Raw genomic sequence first — 19520 nt, forward strand, 5'->3', positions numbered from 1 at the left:
GCAATGAAGTTCACCGATGGTTTCTGGCTCATGCGGCCGGGTGTCACCGTCGACTACGCCGCCGAGGCGTACGACATCGCGCCCACCGACACCCCGGACGGGCCGGGGCTGATCGTGCACGCCCCGACGAAGGTCATCGCCAAACGCGGCGACGTGCTCAACCGCAGCGTCCTCACCGTGACGCTGTCGTCGCCGCTCGAGGGCGTCGTGCGCGTGCGGGTCGTCCACCACGACGGCGCCCGCCGACCGGTCGGTTTCGCCCTGCCGGGTGCGGTGGTGGGCGGGGGGTCGGCCTCCGTGACCGAGTTGGGCGGCACGCTCACCGCGGGGCGGCTCACCGCGCGGGTGGCACCGGAAGCGCCGTGGGACCTGTCGTTCGAAGTCGACGGGACGCGCGTCACGGGCAGTGGCATCCGATCGCTCGGTCGGGTCAGCCTCGCCGAGGGGGCCGATGTCGAGACCGGGGTGATCGGCAACGCCGGTGCCGACACGGGCGTGCCGTTCTCGCGGCACTTCGTCCACGAGCAGCTCGACCTGGGCGTCGGCGAGGCGATCTACGGCCTCGGCGAACGTTTCGGGCCCGTCGTGAAGAACGGGCAGACCGTCGACATCTGGAACGCCGACGGCGGCACCTCGAGCGAGCAGGCCTACAAGAGCGTGCCGTTCTACGTGTCGTCCGGCGGGTACGGGGTGCTCGTCAACGACCCCGGGCACGTGTCGTTCGAGATCGGCTCGGAGAACGTCGAGCGCGTGCAGTTCTCGGTCTCGGGCGAGGCGCTCGAGTACTTCGTGATCGCCGGCCCGACGCCGAAGGACGTGCTCGAGCGCTACACGGCCCTCACCGGGCGGCCGCCCGTCGTGCCGGCGTGGTCTTTCGGGACGTGGCTCACGACGTCGTTCACCACCGACTACGACGAAGCGACCGTGAACTCGTTCATCGACGGCATGGCCGAGCGCGACCTGCCGCTGTCGGTGTTCCACTTCGACTGCTTCTGGATGCGCGAGTTCAACTGGACCGATTTCACGTGGGACGAGCGGGTGTTCCCGGATCCGGATGCCATGCTCCGGCGCCTCCACGACCGTGACCTGCGCGTGTCGGTGTGGATCAACCCGTACATCGCGCAGCGCTCGCCGCTGTTCGCCGAGGGTGTCGAGCACGGCTACTTCGTGCGGCGTCCGGACGGGACGCCGTGGCAGTGGGACCTGTGGGTGCCCGGCATGGCGCTCGTCGACTTCACGAACCCGGATGCCGTGCGCTGGTACCAGTCGTACCTGCGGCGCCTCATCGCGCAGGGGGTGGACTGCTTCAAGACCGACTTCGGCGAGCGGATCCCCACCGACGTCGTGTACTTCGACGGCACCGACCCCGAGCGCATGCACAACCTCTACGCGCAGCTGTACAACCAGGCCGTGCACGAGGTGCTCGTCGAGGAGCGGGGCGTCGGCGAAGCCGTGCTGTTCGCGCGCTCGGCGACGGCCGGCGGGCAGACGATGCCCGTGCACTGGGGCGGCGACAACTCCTCGACGTTCGCGTCGATGGCCGAGACGCTGCGCGGCGGTCTGTCGCTCGCGTGGAGCGGCTTCTCGTTCTGGAGCCACGACATCGGCGGCTTCGAGGGCACGCCCGACCCGGCCGTGTTCAAGAGGTGGATCGCCTACGGGATGCTGTCGTCGCACAGCCGCTTCCACGGCTCGGACTCGTATCGGGTGCCGTGGGCGTTCGACGACGAAGCCGTCGACGTGACGCGGCAGTTCTCGCGCCTGAAGCTCCGGCTCATGCCGTACCTGTACGCCGCGGCGCGCGCGGCGGCGTCCACCGGCGTGCCGATGATGCGGCCGATGGCGCTCGAGTTCCCCGACGACCCGACGACGCTGCACCTCGACCGGCAGTACATGCTCGGACCCGATGTGCTCGTGGCGCCGGTGTTCTCGGCATCCGGGGACGTGACGTTCTACCTGCCGTCGGGGGAGTGGACGCACCTGCTCTCGGGGGAGCGGGTCACCGGCGGAGTGTGGCGTCGCGAGACGCACGGCTTCGACTCGCTGCCGCTGTACGTGCGGCCGGGCGCGGTGCTGCCCTGGGGGGCGCGCGAGGACCGGCCCGACTACGACTACCTGGACGGGTTGACGCTGCGGGTCTTCCCGGGAGGCTCGGGCGTGGCCGAGGTGACCGTGACGGCCCCCGACGGTCGGACGGAGACGTTCCGCGTGGACCGCGCGGAGGTGACGGAGTAGGGGCGCGGCCCGGGCGCCGGCCCCGCTGGGGAGGAGATTACGGGAGCGGAGGATGGATGCCGCGGCAGTCGTCCTCCCCTCCCCGTTTCTCCTCCGCTCGGCGAAGGTGTTGCGGGGTTCGTAGGCTGGCTGCATGCTCGCCCTTCACGAGGTCGCGCCCGGCGTGCTCGTCGCCACCAGCCGGGTCATGCAGACGACGTCGACCGTGGTCGTCGAGGCTGGTCGTGCTCTGCTGATCGATCCGGCGTGGATGCCGGACGAACTCGACGCGCTCGTCGCCTCGTTGCGGGAGCGGGGGCTGACGGTCGCCGAGGGATTCGCGACCCACGCGCATCACGATCACCTGCTGTGGCATCCGGAGTTCGGCTCGGTGCCGCGGTGGGCGTCGGCGCGGACGGCTGAGCTCGCGCGTCTCGAAAGAGATGCTCTGGTGGCGGCGCTCGGGGCGGGCTTCCCCGCCGAGTTGGTCGAGCTGATGGGGCGGGTGGATGCCGGCTCCCCGACGTTCGACGTGGAACTTGTCGTGCACGACGGGCATGCCCCCGGCCACACGGCGGTGTGGTTGCCGGAGCTGCGGGTGCTGGTCGCGGGCGACATGCTGAGCGATGTCGAGCTGCCGTTGCCGTTCTGGCCGGATGACGTGCCCGCGTACGAGCGGGCGCTCGACGTGCTGGAGCCGTACGCGCGGTCGGCTCGGGTGGTGATCCCGGGGCACGGCAACGTCGGCACGGATGCGCTCGCGCGGCTCGAGGCGGACCGGCGATATCTCGCCGACATGCGGCGGGTCGGCGAGTCGACTGACCCGCGCCGCGCGAACCCCGGCATGGCCCAAGAGTACGAGCGGCTTCGGGAGCTGCTGGCGTAGCTCCGGCACGGAACGGAATCGGCACGGACATGGTGGATGTCGTCTCGATGCCGAGTACGCGTGGCTGTGCGCACGCGAGTACCTCGCGTTCGCGCGGGAATGTCGGGGCCGGCGTCCTTCCGTGGACACCTCGACCCTCACGCTCCCGCGGGTAGCCGAGCCCAACGCTCGCCTCTCGCCTGCGTCTGTGGTCGCGCGGAGCCCCCGGGTGTCCGCGCCGCGCCAGTCCCGTGCGTCCGCGCCGCGCCAGTCCCGTGCGTCCGCGCGGGTGCGCTGGCGAACGACGTCAGAACGGCGCCGGTTCGCGGTCGTTGTCACGGTCGCTGGGTGGGCGTGGTGGCGGGGGTGGTGCGAGCTCGTCGGGCAGGAATCTGACTGCGGGTGCGTAGGGCTGTGGTTCGTCGGTGTAGACGCGTCCGGTGGGGGAGGTCCATTCGAGCACCCCGCCCGGAACCTGTCTCGCTTTCCAGCGGGTGAATTGCTTTTGGGTGTGGTGTCTCTGGCAGAGGTGGGCGAGGTTGCGGGTGTCGGTGGGGCCGCCGAGGGCGTGGTCGTGGGTGTGGTCGACCTCGCATCTCACGGCGGGGGTGGTGCAGCCGGGCCACCGGCAGTGGCGGTCGCGGGCTCTGAGGTGCCGGTCGATCGCGGCGGTGCGGTGGTAGGTGTCGGTTCGGAGCACCGCGCCCGAGACCGGGTGGGTGATGACGCGGTCCCAGGGGATGGGGGTGGCTTCGGCGAGGCCGCGGGCGGTGTCGGCGTCGATGGGGCCGTGGCCGACGAGGGCGGCGGGATCGGAGTTCTCGTCGCCGGGGCGGAGCATCGTCAACGCGGGGACGACGACCTGCACGCGCGCGCGGATCGCACCCAGGACACCGGGGCCGTCGTCCGCGCGGGTGGGGTCGGCGTCGGGTGCCGCGGTCAGGAGGAGGTCGGCGAGGATGTCGGCGCGGACCTGGTCGGCGGTGCGGGTGTCGGGGGCGGGTGCGGAAGTCGCCGTGCTGCCGTGCCCTGCAGCGGTGCCCTCCACCGGCTCGCCGCTGCCCACGGTCCGACCCTCGGCGCCGGGCGCGTCCACGGCGATCGCGGTGCCGGGCGCGTCCGCGGCGATCGCGGTGCCCGCGGGAGACCGCAGCCCCTCTCGCGGGGTGTCTCGTCGCATGTCGATGATCGCCGCGCTCTGCTGTACGAGTCGGTCGTAGATCCCCACCGCCAGCACCGTGGGAAGTGTCGCGATCAGGTCGGACATGCCGTCCTCCCCGGTCACGACCCGCACGCACCGGGTCTCCCGGCCCCGTCGGTGGCGTTCGGTGAGGGTGGTGGACTGCAGGGATTCGGCCAACGCCGCCAGGCGCGCCTTCAACCGCCCGGGGCTCAGTCCGTCGGCGGTGGCGACGGCGAGGACATCGAACTCGGCCCGACGCTCCTGGGGCAGGGGCAGCCCGGCATCCACGATCACCCGCACGTGCGCGCGCGTGAGCGCCCCTGCTTCCCACGCGTCGAGGGTCACGGGGAAATCGTCGGCGAGGGTCATCGCCCGCCCGATCTGCCCCTGCACAGCGCGATCGGACACGCACTCTGCGGCCGCGATCTCGGACGCGACCTCCCGCAGCGCCAGCTCCGCCGCCCGCGCCGACGCCCGCAGCCCCGCGGAAGCATCGAGGGCGAGGTGCCCCGCCCGAGCCAACGCCCGCACCCGCCGGGCCTCGGCGGAGGCGACCTCGGCATCCACTTCCCGCACCTCACTCAGCACCGCGGACAGGGCGGCAGCGCCGTCATCCGGTGGTGCGGGAGGTGGCTTTGAAGACATGTCTGCATGCTAGCGAGGGGGTCCGACATCAGAGCGGGCTCGAACGGGCGACGGGGGATGGATCCCTTCGTCTGTGCGTTGTGGAGGAGCCTTAGCCATCCCGGGAACAGCACATGACCTGGGAAAAGAGTGAATCGGGTGAAATCTCCCGCAGCTACTCGCCCGCCGCCAGGGGGCGCGACCAGGCGACCTCCCGTGCCAACTGGCCGGTCTGCCGGAAGAGTCGTACCTGGTGCGTGTCGGCCAGGACTTCGGCGAGCTCGCCGCGATCGGCGGGTTCGAACCCGAGGCTCTGCCAGAACGGACCCGACCGCCGGCTGAACAGCCACGCCCTGCGCGCGCCTTCCTCGGCCGCGCGCGCGAGCGCGAAGGTCGCGAGGGCACCCCCGCGACCGCGTGAGCGCCGGTCCGCACGCACCGCGACGCTGCGGATCAGCGCGTGGTCACCGTCGCCGCTGATCTCGTACCCGGTGCTGCCGACGATCACGCCCGCGCCGTCGTGCTCGAGCCAGAGCCGCACGCTCGCGGCATCCAGGCCGCTCCGCGTGAGATCCACCTCGCCGAGGAACGCCGTGAGTGCCTCGATATCGTCCGGCCCGCACCGCTCGAGATCCACCCCCTCAGTCAAGCACCCTGCCGTGGCGGACCTGTGACCGGGCCCGGCGCCCTCGCTCGTGCGGCGTCGGGTGTCCAGGACACGCGGATGCCATGGCATCCCGTCCGCGTGTCTTGGACACCGAGCCCGAGCCCGAGCCCGAGCCCGAGCCCGAGCCCGAGCCGAGCCCCGAGCCCGAGCCCGAGCCGAGCCGGGGCCCCGAGCCCCCGAGCCCGCCCGGCCCCGCCCCCCCTCGCCGCCGGGACACCGCCCGACCCCGCCGCCCCACCCCTCGCGCCCCGAGAACACCACCGCCCCGTGGCATCCACAGGACACCACGGGGCGGAAGTGTGCGCGTCAGAGCGTCGACGCGAAGGGGTCGAAGCCCTCGTCGAGCAGCGGCACGGGGGCCACGGTGCTGCCGATCTCGAGCGTCTGGCCGGTGGCGGACGACTCCTCGGCCGACAGCATGACGTCGAGCACGTGGAATCCGAGCTCGCCCGTGGCGATGTGCGGACGGTCGGCGGCGATCGAGCGGGCCATGTCGAGCACGCCCATGCCGCGGCCGACGACGGTGCCCTCGTTGGGGATCTCGACCCACTCCTGCTCGAAGCGCATGCCGTCGCGGATGACGCCCAGCGGCTTCACGTACGCGATGCGGCCGTCGAAGCGGTTGGGGTCCGGCAGCACGATCGAGCCCTCGGTGCCATGGATCTCGAGCACGCCGTGGCGCTCGAGCGCGGAGTCGAAGCTCATCAGGTGCGTGCCGTGCTGGCCGCCCGCGAACGACGACAGCACCTGGATGCTCGAGGGGACCTCCACCGGGAACGTCTCGCCCGCGCGGGGTCCGGCGTGGATCGTGCGCTCGAGGCGCGGGCGCGAGCCGCGCGCGGTCACCGCGGCGATCGGACCGAGCAGGCTCACCAGGGCCGAGAAGTAGTACGGACCCATGTCGAGCAGCGGACCCGCACCGCGGGCGAACAGGAACTCGGGATCCGGATGCCACAGGTCGGGGCCCTGCGTCTGGAACGACGTCTGCACGAACATCGGCTCGCCGATGACGCCCTTCTGGATCGCGCGCTTGGCGGACTGGAATCCCGGTCCGAGCAGGGTGTCGGGCGCGGAGCCGATGCGCAGGCCCGCGGCATCCGCCTGCGCGAGGAGGGCGCGGGTCGCGTCGCGGTCGAGGCCGATCGGCTTCTCGGTCCAGACGTGCTTGCCCGCGGCGATGGCGGCCGACGACACTTCGACGTGCACCTGCGGGATCGTGAGGTTCACGACCAGATCGACGTCGGGGTTCGCCAGGACGTCATCGGGCGTGCCGGCGGAGGGGACGCCGTGCTCCTCGGCCTTCGCCCGCGCGCGGTCGGGCAACAGGTCGCCCACGGCGACGACGTTCACGTCGGGGAACGACGTGAGGTTCTCGAGGTACGTCTGGCTGATGACGCCGGCGCCGATGACGCCGACTCCGAGAGGCCGGGTCATGCGACGAACCCGCCGTCCTTGAGGAACGCCAGGCTCGCGGCGATGTCGGCGAACACGTTGCCGGGGGCGCGGTCGTACTCGATCACGGCGTAGCGGATGCCGCTGCCCGCGCGGAGCGACTCGGCGAGCGGGACGTCGGCGGTGCCGGCGTGGCGCTGGTCGAGCGTCGCGGTCGACAGCTCGGCGGCGTCCGGACCCCAGGGGTTGGATGCCGGGACGACGCCGTCCTTGACGTGCACGGCCGTGAGGCGGTCGCCGAGCTTCGCGACGAGGGCGGGCACGTCCTGGCCGCCGGTGAGCGCCCAGAACAGGTCGAGCTCGAGCTGCACGCGCGCGTCGGTGAGCGACACGAAGCGGTCGTAGGCGGTCTGCCCGTCGAAGTCGGCCACGAACTCCTGCGCGTGGTTGTGGTAGCCGACGCTCAAGCCGAACGTCGCGGCGACGTCGGCGGCGCGGTTGAGGCGCTCGGCGATGTCGGCGACGCCGTCCTCGGTGAGCCAGCGGTCGGCCGAGACGAACGGGTCGATGACCGTCTGGATGCCGATCGTGGCTGCGGCCTCGAACACGACCTCGGGTGCGGGCGTGGGGATCGAGCCGTCGGGCGTCCACAGTTCGTCGCTGAGCAGCGGGGCGTGGCCGGTGGGGGAGGCCAGGCCGCTGGCATCCAGGGCCGCGCGGATCTCGGCGGGGCGGTCGACGAACGCGAACGCCTCGACGTTGCGGAGGCCGAGGGCGGCGAGCTTGTCGAGCGAGCCCGACATGTCGGCCGAGAACTCGGATGCCAGCGTGTACAGCTGCACCGAGGCTTCGGGGAGGGAGGTGGTCATCGGAGTCCTTCTACAGATCGTCGTTGAGGGCCGAAGGGGCCGTGCCGTCACTCTAACCTCCATGTGGAGGTTACGCTAGTCCCGACGGATGCGAGAAGGTGGGCGGATGAGCGAGGATGCCACGATCGGCCGCCCCGGGCAGCGGCGGCGAGGTGTCGAGCGACGTCAGGAGATCCTCGACCGGGCGATCGAGGTGTTCCGTCGCCGCGGCGCGGACGGGACGTCGCTGCGGCGCATCGCCGAGTCGATCGGCGTCTCGCACGCCGCGCTCCTGCACTACTTCGACTCGCGCGAGCAACTCCTCGTCGCGGTCTACGACCACGCCGCCGCGAAGCAGGCCGAGGCGGAGGCGGCGCATCCGGTGGACGGGGGCGTCGAAGGCATGATCGCCGCCGCGACCGCGAACGTCGAGGTTCCGGGGTTCGTGCAGCTCTACTCCACGCTCGTCGCCGCCGCGCTCGAGGTCGACAGCGGCGTCGGCAAGGACTACTTCACGACGCGATTCGAGCGGCTGCGCGCCGAACTCGGCGAGACGTTCCGCGCGCAGCAGGCCGAGGGGCGGATCCGCGACGACGTGTCGGCCGACCATCTGGCGGCGCTGCTCATCGCGGCATCCGACGGTCTGCAGATCCAGTGGCTGCTCGACGCGTCCGTCGGCCTCAGCGACACGCTGCGCACGTTCGGGATGCTGCTGCAGGCGCCGCGCGGGTGACGCGCACCGCCCCGGCGCAACCTGAGTGATTCGCGGTGCCTCTGTCATTGGCATCCGGATGCCGCTGAGGTCGTGCGGATCGCCGAGTGTGGGTGCAGTGCGTCCGGTGGGGGCGGATGGGTCGGGGTGGCGGCGGGCATCCGGCGTCCCACTTCGTACAGGTTCCGGGGCGGGTTCTTGCGCCAAGTGGGACCTGCCGCGTGCGGCGCGGGGAGGCGCGCTGCGGGTCCGACACCCCTTGTCCCACTTCTTGCTGCTTCAGAGGCTCTGGGGCAGCCGAAAGTGGGACATGCGTCGCCAGAAGTGGGACGAGGGAGGAGAGCGGATGCCACGGCCCGCGGTGCTCGTCAAGCCCGGCGTCTCTCAGGCTTCTCTACATCACGAACGGGTAACGTTCCCGGGTCTGCGCGGCCTTCGCGCCGCCGACGCGAGCGTTCCGGGAGGCGATGACCAGCATGACCACCACGACAGCTCCCCGTCCGGACGTCCGGGCGCTGGCATCCGGTCGTCCGCCGGCCGCGCGGCACCTTCCCTCGCTCACGGGACTCCGCTGGCTCACCGCGATGCTCATCTTCGGCCACCACCTCATGGCCGTCGAGTACTTCGGCGGGCGCGCGGGCGACCTGTGGGGATTCGTCTTCGAAGCCGGGAAGACCGGCGTCACGCTGTTCTTCATCCTGTCCGGGTTCGTGCTGGCGTGGGGGTACAAGCCCGCGCAGACGGCACGCTCGTTCTGGCTGCATCGCGCCGCCCGCATCTACCCGCTGCACGTCGTGGGCGTGATGCTGGCGGTGATCGCCGCCGCCACACTGATTCCCGAGATCCGCACCGACGGCGTCGCGCCGCTCGGTGCGAACGTGCTGTTGCTCAGCGGGTGGGTTCCCGACTGGTGGCAGGCGGGGAATCCCGCGAGCTGGTCGCTGGTCTGCGAGGCCTTCTTCTACCTGACCTTCCCGCTGGTGATCCGCCTGGTCGCCGGGCGTTCGGCCCGCGTCCTCGGGGGCGTCGCGGCCGGGGCGCTCGTGCTCGTCGCCCTCGCCCCCGCGATCGCCGCCGGCTCGCCCGTGCCGATGTCCGTGGCATCCACTCCTCTCCTTCGACTGCCCGAGTTCGTGCTCGGCGTCGTGCTGGCGCTGCTGATGAAGCAGACGGCGTGGCGTCCGGCGTCGCTCCGCTTCGCGGTGCCGCTCGCGGTGCTCGGGTACGCCGTTTCCGAGGCGCCGGCGCTCCCCGGCACCGACATCCACCCGGGCCTCGCGATCACGGTCGGCGGTTTCGCGCTGCTCGTCGCCGCGCTCGCGTCGGCCGACGCGCACCGTTCGTCGACGTTCCTCGCCGGCCCGGTGTGGCAGGAGCTCGGACGCCTGTCGTTCGCGTTCTACCTCGTGCACCTGCTCGTCATCGCGTCGGTCTCGTCGGCGTGGCCCGACGGACACCCGGAGTTGCACTGGCCCCGAGCCATCGGACTCGCCGCGGTGGCGTTCGCGATCTCGCTCGGCCTCGCCTGGGTGCTGCACCGGGGAGTCGAGGTCCGCATGCAGCGCGTGCTGCTGCGCTTCGACCCCGACCGGCGGGCAGCATCGGCTCCGCGCGCGGTGGATGCCGCGGCGGTGGCGGTGCGCTGAGAACAGGCGATTCGCCGAGAACAGGACGGGTGACGCCGCCGGCGTCCTGTTCCCGCGCGATCCCCTGTTCTCGTGGCATCCCCTGTTCTCGTGAGGGGATGCCAGGACGCTTGGCCTCGCCGATACCCGCGGCTAGAGTCGCCGGATGGTGGCAATGGGCGGGCTCCACGTGATCGTTCTCCTGCTGGCGTGGGCTGTCGGCCTCGCGGTGATCGGTGGGGCGGTGTACTTCGCGGTGCGACTCGCGGTGACGCACGCGCTCAAGTCGCACACGCGGTGGGTCGACAACGGCAAGCCTTCCCGGTGAAAGGCGGTCGCGCTGAAGAGCGTGACCACGTATCCCGGCTCCGCTCTGGGGGCGTTTCGCGCGGTCCCGGGCAATGGCGCGGCGATCGCGTCATCGGCGGTGCAGGTCTCCTCGGTATACGGGCCCAGAAGGGGGAAGATCATCCCCATGTGGGTACGACCGTTCCCAAATGGAGACAAACGTCCCCAAATGGGTACGAATGTGTCAAAATTGATACATGAACTTGTCCGAACCTCTCGAGGGCCTCATGCCACCGGTGGAAGCGGCGGTCATCCGGGTTCTCAGCCGGACCGATGCCGGAATGTCCGGCCGGCAGGTGCACGCAGTTGCCGGAGTCGGGTCGACCTCCGGTGTTCACCGGGCGCTCACGCGTCTGGTGCGGACGGGCCTCGTGCGCGTCGAATCGCGGCCTCCGGCGCTCATCTATCGAGCGAATCGAGCGCACGTTCTCTGGGAGGCGGTCGACTCTGCATTGAATGCCCGCGATGAAGCGATCAACAGGATCCGCCTGTTCTTCGTCGACGAGGCGCCGGAAGAGGTACCGGTCGATTGGCAGGTCACGGCGACCCTGTACGGTTCAGTCGCCCGCCGGACGTCGACGTCTCAATCGGACGTGGACGTGCTCGTGGTCTTCCCGGATCTGTTCGACGTCGAAGCTCGCGCAGATCTGCTCCTCACGCTCGCGGAGCGAATCGAAGAGCTCACCGGAAACGCCGCGCAAGTCAACGCCATGGATCGGAGCGAGTTCCTCGCGCGTGCCGCCGACGGCGATGTCTTTCTCGCGAACGTGCTCCGAGACGGTATCCACCTTTTCGGTCCTCAGCCCGATACGTGGGCAGCCGCATGAGCCCGCGGATGAGCTCACGCCGACATCAAATGGATGCCTCGGCGGTCGGTATCCGGATGAAGGATGCCCATACGCGTCTCGATTCGGCGGAGTTCCAGCTCGCCGGAGACAGCCCGCACGAGTGGAAGCACGCGGCGGAGATCGCGGTGAGCGCGGGGATCGCTGCGAGCGATGCCGTGTGCGGGCACGTCCTCGGCTACAAGATCGCCGCGGACTCTCATCGCGACGCCGTGACCGCGCTCCGCGAGGCCGCGACCTCCTCGGTGGCGAAACACTTGGAAGTTCTGGTCGCGGCGAAATCTACTCAGTCGTACGGAGATCGCCTCCCCACGCGTTCTGAGGCAGAGCGGTTGGTTCTGCACGCGCGCCGGCTGGTCGAAGCCGCGGCGAACATCTTGCGTTCCTGACGCCCGCCACGCGGTCGGGACGCCTCCCAGCCGCGCCTCGGTACACTCTTCCGTGCCCGAAACACTCCCGACACCCGATCGCGAGGCCGGCCGCGTGGCATCCATCGATCCCCACGAGCTCGAGATCGCGCTGCGCGTGCTCGACGCGGCCTCGGCCCTCGACCCCGAAGACCCGGCCTACATCGCGCTGCGCCGGCAGACCGGGAAGCTCTACAAAGACGTCAAGCGGCAGTCCCGCAAAGAGAAGCGGCAGCGGATCGCCGACGCCGACCGCGCGGTCGTCGCCGCCACCGCGACCGGCGCCCCCGACCGCATCGACGACGAGACGCGCGGTATCCCGCTCGCGACCCGCGTCGAGACGCCGTTCGCGGGCGAGCTCATCAAGGCCCGCGCCTGCTACATCTGCAAAGAGGACTACACCCTCGTCGACGCGTTCTATCACCAGCTGTGCCCCGACTGCGCGGCGATGAGCCACGCCAAGCGCGACGCGCGCACCGACCTCACCGGCAAGCGCGCGCTGCTCACCGGTGGCCGCGCGAAGATCGGCATGTACATCGCGCTGCGCCTGCTGCGCGACGGCGCCCACACGACGATCACGACCCGCTTCCCCCGCGACGCGGTGCGGCGCTTCTCGTCGCTGCCCGACAGCGCGGACTGGCTGCACCGGCTCAAGGTCGTCGGCATCGACCTGCGCGACCCCGCCCAGGTGATCGGGCTCGCCGAGTCGGTGGCATCCGATGGCCCGCTCGACATCCTCATCAACAACGCCGCGCAGACCGTGCGGCGCTCGCCGGGTGCGTACAAACCCCTGGTGGATGCCGAGCTCGCCCCGCTCCCGGACGGACCGCTGCCCGAGCTGGTCACGTTCGGCCACACCAACGACGCGCACCCGCTCGCGCTGGCGCAGTCGGTGTCGGCGCATCCGATCCTGGCGTCCGCGGCGCGCACGGCGGAGGAACTCACCGTCGAAGCGATGGCCGCCGGGTCGTCGTCGCTCGAGCGCCTCATGACGGGAACCGCCATCGACGCGGGCGGCCTCATCCCCGATGAGGACCGCATCAACAGCTGGACGCAGCACGTCGACCAGGTCGAGCCGCTCGAGATGCTCGAGGTGCAGCTGGCGAACATGACCGCGCCGTTCCTGTTGGTGAGCCGACTGCGGCCCGCGATGGCGGCGTCGACGGCGCGGCGGAAGTACATCGTCAACGTCTCGGCGATGGAGGGCGTGTTCGGCCGCGGGTACAAGGGTCCCGGTCATCCGCACACGAACATGGCCAAGGCTGCGCTGAACATGCTCACGCGCACGAGCGCCCGCGAGATGTTCGAGTCCGACGGCATCCTGATGACCGCCGTCGACACCGGCTGGATCACCGACGAGCGCCCGCACTTCACCAAGGTGCGTCTGGCCGAGGAGGGCTTCCACGCCCCGCTCGACCTCGTCGACGGCGCCGCCCGCGTGTACGACCCGATCGTGCGCGGCGAGGCCGGCGAAGACCTCTTCGGCATCTTCCTGAAGGACTACCGCAAGAGCTCCTGGTGAGGTGACGGCGCTCGGTCGCGCGGTGTCGCGCGGTACCTGCTGCCCAGTGTCCAAGACACGCCGTTGGCGGGGGGGCGCGATACGGCGTGTCTTGGACACTCGCCGGGTCGACGGCGTCGTTGGGTGCGCCCGTCGCCCGCGCCCTCGACACTTCGGTTATCGAGCAGTAACCTGAATTCAGTTACAGACCGATAACCCAACGGAGGGTCGTCATGGCGCAGGACTACCGCGCGCTCGTCGAGGAGCTGCGCGAGAGGCGCGAGGTCGTGGCCGAAGGCGGGCCCGAGAGGGCGCGCGAGCGCCACACCGGCCGCGGCAAGATGCTCGCCCGCGACCGGATCGACGCGCTGCTCGACCGCGGCAGCCCGTTCCTCGAGGTCGCGCCGCTCGCGGCGTTCGACATGTACGGCGGCGACTGTCCCGCCGGGGGAGTGATCGCCGGGATCGGCCTGGTCCACGGTCGGCACGTGATGGTCGTCGCCAACGACGCGACGGTGAAGGGCGGGACGTACTACCCGATCACGGTCAAGAAGCATCTCCGCGCGCAGGAGATCGCGGCGGAGAACCGCCTCCCCTGCGTGTACCTCGTCGACTCGGGCGGGGCGTTCCTGCCGATGCAGGACGAGGTCTTCCCCGACCGCGACCACTTCGGCCGCATCTTCTACAACCAGGCGCGGATGTCGCGCGACGGCATCCCGCAGATCGCCGCGGTGCTCGGCTCGTCGACCGCGGGCGGGGCGTACGTGCCGGCGATGAGCGACGAGACGGTGATCGTGCGGAACCAGGGCACGATCTTCCTCGGCGGGCCGCCGCTGGTGAAAGCCGCGACCGGCGAGGTCGTGAGCGCGGAAGACCTCGGCGGCGGAGTCGTCCACACCCGGGTCTCGGGCGTCGCCGACCACCTCGCCGAGAACGATGCGCACGCCCTCGAGATCGTGCGCGACATCGTCGCGACGCTGCCGCCCCCCGAACAGCGGATGCCAGAACCCGCCGCCGAACCCGAGAAGGACCCGCGAGAGCTCGAGGGCGTCGTGCCGGTCGAACTCACCACCCCCTACGACGCCCGCGAGATCCTCACGCGCATCGTCGACGCCGGCAGCATCCACGAGTTCAAACGCGAGTACGGCGAGACCCTCGTCACCGCCTTCGCCCGCATCGAGGGGCACCGCGTCGGGATCATCGCGAACAACGGCGTGCTGTTCGGCGAATCGGCGCTGAAGGGCGCGCACTTCATCGAGCTGTGCGACCAGCGCGGCATCCCGCTGGTGTTCCTGCAGAACATCACCGGTTTCATGGTGGGGCGCGAGTACGAGTCGGCGGGCATCGCGAAGCACGGCGCGAAGATGGTCAACGCCGTCGCGTGCGCCTCGGTCGCGAAGCTGACCGTCGTCGTCGGCGGATCGTTCGGCGCCGGCACCTACTCGATGTGCGGACGGGCCTACTCGCCGCGGTTCCTGTGGCTGTGGCCGGGCGCGCGGGTCTCGGTCATGGGCGGTCCGCAGGCGGCATCCGTTCTCTCCACGGTCCGTCGCGACCAGATCGAGGCCGGTGGCGGCGAATGGTCGGCCGACGATCAGGCGGTGTTCGAGGCGCCGATCCGGGCGCAGTACGAGGAACAGGGGAGCCCGTACTACTCCACCGCGCGGCTCTGGGACGACGGGATCATCGAACCCGCCCAGACCCGCGATGTGCTCGCCCTCGCGCTCGACGTCGTCTCTCGCACCCCCCTCGACGCGCCGGGTTACGGCGTCTTCCGGATGTGATCCGCATGTTCGACACCGTCCTCATCGCCAACCGGGGCGAGATCGCCTGCCGCATCATCGGCACCCTCCGCCGTCTCGGCATCCGCTCGGTCGCCGTGTACAGCGACGCCGATGCGGCCGCCCGTCATGTGCACCTCGCGGACGTCGCCGTACGCATCGGACCCGCCGCCGCCGCGCAGAGCTACCTCGACGTCGACGCGATCCTGCGGGCCGCGCGCGACACGGGGGCGCAGGCGATCCATCCCGGGTACGGCTTCCTCGCCGAGAACGCGGCATTCGCCCGCGCCTGCGCGGAGGCCGGGCTCGTGTTCATCGGTCCGACCCCGGATGCCATCTCGACGATGGGCGACAAGATCACCGCGAAGCACGCCGTCGAGGCCCGCGGCGTGCCGACCGTCCCCGGGATCGCGCGCGCCGGGATGACGGATGCCGACCTCATCGCCGCGGCGGACGGCATCGGGTACCCGCTCCTCATCAAGCCCTCCGCGGGCGGGGGCGGCAAGGGCATGCACGTCGTCGAGGATGCAGCCGACCTCGCCCCGGCGCTCGCCGCCGCGCGGCGCGAGGCGGCCGCGAGCTTCGGCGACGACACGCTGTTCCTCGAGCGATACCTGCACCGTCCGCGGCACATCGAGGTGCAGGTCCTCGCCGACGCCCACGGGGCGGTCGTGCACCTGGGCGAGCGCGAGTGCTCGCTGCAACGCCGGCACCAGAAGGTCATCGAGGAGGCGCCGTCCCCCCTGCTGGACGCCGCGACCCGCGCCCGCATCGGCGAGGCCGCGTGCGAGACCGCCCGCAGCGTCCGGTACCGCGGCGCCGGAACCGTCGAGTTCATCGTCTCGGCCGACGCCCCGGACGCCTTCTTCTTCATGGAGATGAACACGCGCCTGCAGGTCGAGCACCCCGTCACCGAGGAGATCACCGGGCTCGACCTCGTCGAGCAGCAGCTGCGGATCGCCGCCGGCGAGCCGCTGGACCTGACCCAGGATGCCGTGACCCTGACCGGGCACGCGTTCGAGGCGCGCGTGTACGCCGAGGACCCGGCATCCGGGTTCCTGCCGACGGGCGGACACGTCGCTCGCGTGGTGCACCCGGAGGGTGCGGGCATCCGCGTCGACACGGCGCTGGAGGATGGCCTCGACGTCTCGGTCGACTACGACCCGATGCTCGCGAAGATCATCGCGTGGGGGCCGGACCGGGAGAGCGCGCGGCGGAAACTCGTCGCCGCCCTGGGCGACACGGCGGTGTTCGGCTTCCCGACGAACGTCGAGTTCTTGCGGGCGCTGCTCGGGCTCCCCGACGTCGTGGCCGGCACCATGGACACGGGACTCATCGCCCGGGAGTCGGGCACGCCTTCGGCCACCTCCGTCGACGATCGGGTGTTCGCCGAGGCGGCGCTGCTGCTCGATCGTGCCGCGGCCGCCGTACCCGGACCGTGGGGGCGCGGCGACGGGTGGCGGCTCGGTCGGCCGGCGGCGCGCCGGTTTCCGCTGGTCGTGGCGGGCGAGGGGCGGACGGTCGAGGTGCGCGGGTCCGGCGACACGCTGTCGGTCGGCGGCCGGCCCGCGCGGGTGCGATCGCACGACGCGGGGACGGTGACGGTGGATGTCGGCGGGGCGGCGCGGACCTTCGCGGCCCTCGTCGACGGCGAGACCGTCTGGATCGCCGACCGCGGCGCGGTGCGGCGGGCGGAGCCCGCGCGCGCACATCACGGCACCGCGGCGGCGGCGGAGATCGACCCGGTCCTCGTGTCGCCGATGCCCGGCACGGTGGTGCTCGTGCGAGTCGCCGATGGCGACGCGATCGAGGTCGGCGACGCCGTGATGGCGGTCGAGGCGATGAAGATGGAACACGTCGTGCGATCGAGCGTGGCCGGGACGGTGGCGCTGCACGCCCGCGTCGGCGACACCGTGACCCGCGGGCAGACGCTCGCCGTGGTCACGCCCGCCGCGCCCACCCCGATCGAAGGAGCCCGCACATGAACGGACCCGCCCTGCTCTTCTGCCCGGCCGATCGGCCCGACCGCTACGCGAAGGCGGCGGCTGCGGCCGACACCGTCATCCTCGACCTGGAGGATGCCGTGGCCCCGGCCGACAAGGCGGGGGCGCGCGAGGCGCTCGCCGCGACGCCGCTGGACCCGGCGCGCACCATCGTGCGGGTGAATCCCGCCGGCACGGACGCGCACGCGCGCGATCTCGACGCGGTCCGCCGGGCCGGCTACACCCGCGTGATGCTCGCCAAGACCGAGTCGTCCGCCGACGTCGAGGCGACCGCGGCGTTCGAGGTCGTCGCGCTGTGCGAGACGGCCCGCGGCGTCGTCCATGCCGCCGAGATCGCGGCGCACCCCGCGACGGTGGGGCTCATGTGGGGCGCCGAAGACCTCATCGCGAGCATGAACGGGCGCTCCAGTCGCTTCGCCGACGGCCGCTACCGCGACGTGGCGCGCGCGGCGCGCTCGTCGGTGCTCCTCGCCGCCCACGCGTACGGTCGCGCCGCGATCGACGCCGTGCACCTGGACATCGCCGACATCGACGGCCTCCGCGCGGAATGCGAGGATGCCGCCGCCTCGGGCTTCACCGCCTCGGCCTGCATCCATCCGGGTCAGGTCGCCGTCATCCGGGCCGCGTACGCCGGCACGGACGCGGAGCGGGAGTGGGCCGCGGCCGTGCTCGCGGCGGCGGAGGGGCAGCACGGGGTGTTCCGCTTCCGCGGCCGGATGATCGACGAACCCGTGCTGCGGCAGGCGCGTGAGATGCTGCGCTGAGCAGATCCGTGAGAGGAGTGACGCCGTGACCGCGACGTGGAGGGCCACGCAGAAGGCCAACCGCCGCGCCTCGCTGATGAGGTCCGCGGCGCGGTTGTTCGCCGAGCGCGGGTTCGCCGCGGTGTCGACCGCCGACCTCGGCGACGCGGTCGGCATGAGCGGTCCGGCGCTGTACAACTACTTCCCGAGCAAAGAGGCGCTCCTCGCGGAGGTGCTGATCGACGCCAGCCGACGCCTGCTGGAGGGATGCCGCGCCCTCGTGGCCGAGCCCGGCACCCCTGATGAGGCGCTGTCGCGGCTCGTCCGCTTCCACCTCGATTTCGCCACGGCCGACCCGGACACGATCCGCATCCAGGACCGCGAACTCGCGCAGCTGCCCCTCGACGCGAACCAGCAGGTGCGGAGTCTGCAGCGGCAGTACGTGCAGGAGTGGGATGCCGTGTTGGCATCCGTCCGTCCCGAACTCGATGCCGCCGACCGGCAGACGCGCCTCCTCGGCACCTTCGGTCTGCTCAACTCCACCCCGCACAGTGCGGTCGCCGCGTCCGCGGCCGACGTCCTCGCCGCCATGGCCCTGCGGGCGCTGGTCGGTCGGGACGCCGGCTGACGCGGCCGCGCGTTCCGGCGCGTCCGGCTCAGGCCGGCAGGAAGTACTCCCGCGCGAGCGGGGCGATCTCGATCCCGGATGCCGTCGCGGCGGTCACCCAGCGGAGCTCGGCGATCTCGGCATCCGGGATCGGCTGCTGCTCGCCGATGTCGACGCGGAACACGTCGGCGACCACCGCGAAGCCGGGTTCGTTCGCCGCCGTGGCGGTGAACTCGCCGAGCGGCTCGAGGGCGTCGGGGTCGACTCGGAGCCCGACCTCTTCGGCGAGTTCGCGCGCGAGCGTCTCGGCCGGCGTCTCCCCGGGCTCGGGCTTGCCGCCGGGCTGCATGAAGGCGGTGGTGCCGGCCTTGCGGACGAGCAGCAGACGCCCGTCGGCGTCGGTGATCACCGCGGCCGAGACGTGGATGAGGCGGGGGGTCGTGGCATCCGGGGTCACCCCCGCACGCTAGCACCGGCGCGTCGCCCGCCCGTGTCGCGCCGACGCACCGCGCGCCCGCGCTGCGGCCCCGGCCGGGCCCGCCGCGGGCCGTCCCGCGGAGTCCGGTCGCGACACGCCGTGCCGGCCTCCAGGGAGACGGCGTGTCTCCGACGAGATCCGCACGACGGCGGGGTCCCGCCCCCGCTAGCGCGGCCGCGCGGTGCCGTCGTCGGGCGGCATCCCGTACGAGGCCACCACCCGTTCGAGGTACCGGGTGATCACGGCCTGGTCGTCGTCGCTGAAGTCGTCGAGCACGGCGTCCACGCCCGCGATCATCGGGGCGAGGCGGCTCATCGCCCGCTGCACCGACGCCTCGGTCGGCACGACGAGGAGGCTCCGGCGGTCGGTGGGGTGCGGGGCGCGGGTGACGTGCCCGAGGGCGACGAGCCGGTCGATGGCGGCGGTGGTCGCGGCGGTGGTGAGATCGAGGCGGCGCGAGAGCTCGCCGGGCGAGAGCGGACCCGACATCACCAGGTGCCCCATCGCGTCGAGGCCGGTGGGGTTGACCGCGAGTTCCTGCTGCAGCGACTTCTCGAACTCCGCTCCGGCCGTGAACAGCGCGCGCACCAGTGCCGTCGCGGGTCGCACGGGGGGAACGCCGGCGGCGGCGGGGGGAGCGGAAGATTCCATCGCTTCCATGACTGGCATCCTACGTC

Annotated in this window: 18 protein-coding genes; 12 read left to right on the forward strand and 6 right to left on the reverse strand. The window is 71.7% G+C overall.

The genetic code is table 11. The features are described from left to right. The first annotated feature begins 3 nt into the window (after positions 1-3). Together yicI and BW982_RS10255 are read left to right on the forward strand one after the other, a co-directional pair. Positions 4-2235: an alpha-xylosidase gene (gene yicI / locus BW982_RS10250; RefSeq protein WP_076492935.1), complete on the forward strand. Its 2232-nt coding sequence runs from the start codon at positions 4-6 to the stop codon at positions 2233-2235. Between the two features lie 133 nt (positions 2236-2368). Beyond that, positions 2369-3100 carry an MBL fold metallo-hydrolase gene (locus tag BW982_RS10255; RefSeq protein ID WP_076492937.1) on the forward strand — a complete coding sequence of 244 codons (732 nt, stop codon included), beginning with the start codon at positions 2369-2371 and terminating at the stop codon, positions 3098-3100. A 286-nt stretch (positions 3101-3386) separates the two neighbouring features. Here BW982_RS10255 and BW982_RS10260 read toward each other — a convergent pair whose 3' ends face one another. The 4 genes from BW982_RS10260 to BW982_RS10280 all read right to left on the reverse strand — a co-directional run bounded on the left by BW982_RS10260 (position 3387) and on the right by BW982_RS10280 (position 7814). After that, positions 3387-4907: an HNH endonuclease signature motif containing protein gene (locus BW982_RS10260; RefSeq protein WP_139327408.1), complete on the reverse strand. Its 1521-nt coding sequence runs from the start codon at positions 4905-4907 to the stop codon at positions 3387-3389. Positions 4908-5061: 154 nt separating this feature from the next. Further along, a complete protein-coding gene (locus BW982_RS10265; protein WP_076492939.1) occupies positions 5062-5523 on the reverse strand; it encodes a GNAT family N-acetyltransferase in 462 nt (153 codons plus the stop codon). A gap of 336 nt (positions 5524-5859) precedes the next feature. After that, positions 5860-6987, reverse strand: a complete 1128-nt coding sequence (locus tag BW982_RS10275) for a Gfo/Idh/MocA family protein (protein ID WP_076492943.1) — start codon at positions 6985-6987, stop codon at positions 5860-5862. Further along, positions 6984-7814: a sugar phosphate isomerase/epimerase family protein gene (locus tag BW982_RS10280; RefSeq protein ID WP_076492945.1), complete on the reverse strand. Its 831-nt coding sequence runs from the start codon at positions 7812-7814 to the stop codon at positions 6984-6986. Before BW982_RS10280 ends, BW982_RS10275 begins: the two co-directional genes overlap by 4 nt. Positions 7815-7920: 106 nt before the next feature. Here BW982_RS10280 and BW982_RS10285 point away from each other — a divergent pair, with 106 nt between their 5' ends. From BW982_RS10285 to BW982_RS10325, 10 genes are all read left to right on the forward strand, one after another. After that, entirely contained in the window at positions 7921-8526 is a 606-nt protein-coding gene (locus BW982_RS10285; protein ID WP_254845572.1) for a TetR/AcrR family transcriptional regulator, read from the forward strand. A 455-nt stretch (positions 8527-8981) separates the two neighbouring features. Further along, positions 8982-10151: an acyltransferase family protein gene (locus BW982_RS10290; RefSeq protein WP_175611085.1), complete on the forward strand. Its 1170-nt coding sequence runs from the start codon at positions 8982-8984 to the stop codon at positions 10149-10151. A 145-nt stretch (positions 10152-10296) separates the two neighbouring features. Then, entirely contained in the window at positions 10297-10458 is a 162-nt protein-coding gene (locus BW982_RS18245; protein WP_175611086.1) for a hypothetical protein, read from the forward strand. A 217-nt stretch (positions 10459-10675) separates the two neighbouring features. Continuing rightward, positions 10676-11305 carry a nucleotidyltransferase family protein gene (locus tag BW982_RS10295; RefSeq protein WP_076492950.1) on the forward strand — a complete coding sequence of 210 codons (630 nt, stop codon included), beginning with the start codon at positions 10676-10678 and terminating at the stop codon, positions 11303-11305. 8 nt (positions 11306-11313) lie between these two features. Next, positions 11314-11712: a hypothetical protein gene (locus BW982_RS10300; RefSeq protein WP_139327409.1), complete on the forward strand. Its 399-nt coding sequence runs from the start codon at positions 11314-11316 to the stop codon at positions 11710-11712. 52 nt (positions 11713-11764) lie between these two features. Continuing rightward, positions 11765-13252: an SDR family oxidoreductase gene (locus BW982_RS10305; protein WP_076492952.1), complete on the forward strand. Its 1488-nt coding sequence runs from the start codon at positions 11765-11767 to the stop codon at positions 13250-13252. Positions 13253-13464: 212 nt separating this feature from the next. Continuing rightward, positions 13465-15015 carry a carboxyl transferase domain-containing protein gene (locus BW982_RS10310; protein ID WP_076492954.1) on the forward strand — a complete coding sequence of 517 codons (1551 nt, stop codon included), beginning with the start codon at positions 13465-13467 and terminating at the stop codon, positions 15013-15015. Positions 15016-15020: 5 nt separating this feature from the next. Beyond that, the gene (locus BW982_RS10315; RefSeq protein WP_175611087.1) at positions 15021-16997 is read left to right on the forward strand and encodes an ATP-binding protein; all 1977 of its coding nucleotides are present in this window, start codon (positions 15021-15023) and stop codon (positions 16995-16997) included. Further along, a complete protein-coding gene (locus tag BW982_RS10320; RefSeq protein ID WP_076492956.1) occupies positions 16994-17779 on the forward strand; it encodes an HpcH/HpaI aldolase/citrate lyase family protein in 786 nt (261 codons plus the stop codon). The genes BW982_RS10315 and BW982_RS10320 overlap by 4 nt, the downstream gene beginning before the upstream one ends. A 25-nt stretch (positions 17780-17804) precedes the next feature. Beyond that, entirely contained in the window at positions 17805-18386 is a 582-nt protein-coding gene (locus BW982_RS10325) for a TetR/AcrR family transcriptional regulator (RefSeq protein ID WP_254845573.1), read from the forward strand. A gap of 28 nt (positions 18387-18414) precedes the next feature. Here BW982_RS10325 and BW982_RS10330 read toward each other — a convergent pair whose 3' ends face one another. Together BW982_RS10330 and BW982_RS10335 are read right to left on the reverse strand one after the other, a co-directional pair. After that, on the reverse strand, positions 18415-18822 hold the full coding sequence (locus BW982_RS10330) for an NUDIX hydrolase (RefSeq protein ID WP_076492958.1): 408 nt from the start codon (positions 18820-18822) through the stop codon (positions 18415-18417). A 186-nt stretch (positions 18823-19008) separates the two neighbouring features. Then, on the reverse strand, positions 19009-19503 hold the full coding sequence (locus tag BW982_RS10335; protein ID WP_254845574.1) for a MarR family winged helix-turn-helix transcriptional regulator: 495 nt from the start codon (positions 19501-19503) through the stop codon (positions 19009-19011). Positions 19504-19520: the final 17 nt, after the last annotated feature.

Source organism: Microbacterium sp. RURRCA19A (assembly GCF_900156455.1).
Lineage (GTDB): Bacteria > Actinomycetota > Actinomycetes > Actinomycetales > Microbacteriaceae > Microbacterium.